The sequence below is a fragment of the uncultured Campylobacter sp. genome (genome assembly GCF_938045225.1).
Classification (GTDB): Bacteria; Campylobacterota; Campylobacteria; order Campylobacterales; family Campylobacteraceae; genus Campylobacter_A.
Window position 1 is genome coordinate 1 of the sequence record NZ_CALINL010000301.1, and the last position, 2,800, is coordinate 2,800.

Sequence of the window (2,800 nt, forward strand, 5' to 3'; positions counted from 1 at the left end):
GTAGCGCTTAAATCTTATGCGCTATTGCATCTTGCCGGCCATCTCGACGCAAGCCAATTTCACTACAAATTAAACCCGAGTGTATTAGAATTTTGTCGATTTAATGTACAATTTGCCGCCCTCCTTAAACAACTAATATATTTCTTAATATAGCAATAGAAATAACTCTGATTTTTTTAAACTGGATGTAAATGTATATAGCCATTTACAATAAAAACCACCTGAACTAAGTTCCGTCGATTGAAAAATAATAAAAATTGTAGTCGCTCATAGACGTTGACAATTTAAAATTTTCATGCTAATATATCTTAATATTGTCTACGTTTATAGACAATTACATAAAGGGATAAAAATGTTAAATTTAATAGAGCAGTATCAAGAAAGATTTCTTAAAAATTTTAATACGACATACAAGCGTTATTTATACAATGAAATAAATTTTAGCGAGAAGCTTATCGGTATAGTAGGGGCCCGTGGTACCGGTAAGACCACAATGTTATTTCAAAAGTTGATTGAATTAAAAGTTCAAAACAAAAAGGCTCTATACATAAGTCTTGATTATCCATTTTTAGGCTCTACTAGTCTTAGCGAACTTGCCTTTGAATTTGTAGATAACGGCGGCGAATATCTGTTGCTAGACGAAGTGCATAAATACGAAGATTTTGCCGCGCATCTAAAAACTATATACGATATGAGTCCTTTAAATGTAATTTTTACCGGTTCATCGGCGGTAAGTATACTAAATGCAAAGAGCGATTTATCGCGTAGGGTTAGCGTATTTAGCCTAGAGGGGCTTAGTTTTAGAGAGTTTTTAGAGCTTGAAAACGGTATGACGATAGATAAATTTAGCCTAGAGGCGATACTAAAAGACCATCAGGCAATAGCAAATGACCTAAAAATAAAGCAAAATCAGTTTAAAAAATATCTCAAATTTGGCTACTATCCATTTTACTTTAATAAGCAAAGCTCATACTACGAAAGCTTGCTAAATACGATTAATCTAAGCATAGACGTAGATCTAACGTCCCTGGGGCTAGTTGAGCAAAAATACACATATAAGCTTAAAAAACTGCTTGAAGTAGTTTGCCAAAGCGAGCCGTTTGAGGTGAATTATACTAAAATCGCAGCTCTTGCCGAGATAAGTAGAGCCAAACTATATGATTATATTGCCTATTTAAACGATGCAAGTCTAGTGAATATGATAGATGAGCAAAGTAGGGGACTTAGTAAGCTAGTAAAGCCGGCAAAAATATATATGAATAATACAAATTTAATTTACGCTTACGGCGATGATTGTAAGGCGGGCACCATAAGAGAGACTTTTTTTGCTAATCAATTAAAGGTAAAACATAGACTAAATATCCCAAAGCAAGGCGACTTTATTGTAGATGATAAATTTATATTTGAAGTGGGCGGTAAAAATAAGGGCTTTGAGCAGATAAAGGATATTTCAAGCTCATATATAGCTGCCGATGAGATAGAGGTAGGAAGTGGCAATAAAATACCGCTTTGGCTGTTTGGATTGTTGTATTAATACGCTATTGTGTTTGACAAAGATTATATAAAATTGTTAAATATACTTAATAATTTTGAATAAAAGAGTATATATGGATTTTACGAAATTCTTTAAAGAACAGCAAAACTATCTAAGAAAAGTGAAGCTTGATTTTAAAAGATATCTTTACGATGATATAGATTTAACGAACAAGCTGTAATGATACTAGGGTAGCGCGACGTTGGTAAAACGACGTTAATCTTGCAATACCTAAAACAAAATTTCTAAGCTTCGCAAAAGGCTCTTTATATAAGTATAGATAATCCTTTATTTGCAGCGACGTCTATTTATGAATTTGCGCTAGACTTTAAAAAAGTGGGCAGCGAAGTGCTTTTGATAGATGAGATACGCAAACTAAAAGATTGGTCGTCTCACATAAAAACCGTCATAGACCAAAGCAATCTAAAGCTCATAATCACTGGTTCATCTATGCTAGAGCTTGATATAAACGGGACTGATCTAAGCAGGAAGTGGTAGAGTATCATCTCAGTACTATGTAGTTTAGAGGGTTTTTAAATTTAAATTTAAAAAGCAAATACCAAAAATATAGCCTAGATGAAATTTTGGCAAATCATTATGAAATAGCCGTAAATTTAACCGGCAAATTTAAGCCGTTCATATATTTTAAAGACTATCTATCTCACGGTGCATACCTGTTTGCGAATGATAAAATAGGATTTCATTCTAAACTAACAGGCGTGATAAATCAAGTATTGCAAAGTGACATCCCGTGTGTTTGCTCGCTAAATTACGCAAATATAGATAAGCTAAAAAAGATACTATTTTTACTAAGCCAAAGCGTTCCTTTTAGCCCAAACATAAGCGAGCTAGCAATGGCGTGCGAAATATCTCGACCTACTCTTATCGAATACCTAAGATATATGCAAAGCGCAGGTCTTATAATAAATTTAACTAGTAAAAGCAGGGGATATAACGCCATAATAAAAGCCGGATAAAATTTACTTAGGACGTAGCGTAGTTATTGAATACTTTATTCTATAATGAGCTAAGGCTGTATAATCAACTAATCCGTCATAAGCTTTCCGGCAATCCGCATATTTAACGCTCTCATCTAATTCGCTCTCGTGCTTAGCTTCACTTTATTTGCTAATGATAAGACTGCTCTCTTTGAGAAAACTCATTTGAAAGTTTTTAAATTATATTTAGGCTTTTGTATAGTCTTTTTGTCATCTAGCTTATATTCGGATACGTTTTTAAAGCCAAGATTAGTAATTAAAATGGCTA

The 2,800-nt window shown here is 33.5% G+C and carries 2 protein-coding genes and 2 pseudogenes; 3 read left to right on the plus strand and 1 reads right to left on the minus strand.

Going from position 1 to position 2,800, the window contains the following annotated elements:
• Nucleotides 1-352: 352 nt before the first annotated feature.
• The 3 genes and pseudogenes from Q0200_RS10910 to Q0200_RS10920 all read left to right on the plus strand — a co-directional run bounded on the left by Q0200_RS10910 (nt 353) and on the right by Q0200_RS10920 (nt 2,511).
• Nucleotides 353-1,534, plus strand: coding sequence for an AAA family ATPase (locus Q0200_RS10910; RefSeq protein ID WP_297941110.1), 1,182 nt, complete (start codon nt 353-355; stop codon nt 1,532-1,534).
• A gap of 267 nt (nt 1,535-1,801) precedes the next feature.
• Nucleotides 1,802-2,032, plus strand: a pseudogene (locus tag Q0200_RS10915) (AAA family ATPase); the annotation flags it as partial.
• 86 nt (nt 2,033-2,118) lie between these two features.
• On the plus strand, nt 2,119-2,511 hold the full coding sequence (locus Q0200_RS10920) for a hypothetical protein (protein ID WP_297941112.1): 393 nt from the start codon (nt 2,119-2,121) through the stop codon (nt 2,509-2,511).
• Nucleotides 2,512-2,538: 27 nt separating this feature from the next.
• Here Q0200_RS10920 and Q0200_RS10925 read toward each other — a convergent pair.
• Nucleotides 2,539-2,637 (minus strand): annotated as a pseudogene (locus Q0200_RS10925) (IS1595 family transposase); the annotation flags it as partial.
• Nucleotides 2,638-2,800 lie beyond the last annotated feature (163 nt).

Coding starts and splice junctions, on each gene's coding strand:
- Q0200_RS10910 (WP_297941110.1), top strand. CDS start 353: ATGTTAAATTTAATAGAGCAGTATCAAGAAAGATTTCTTAAAAATTTT.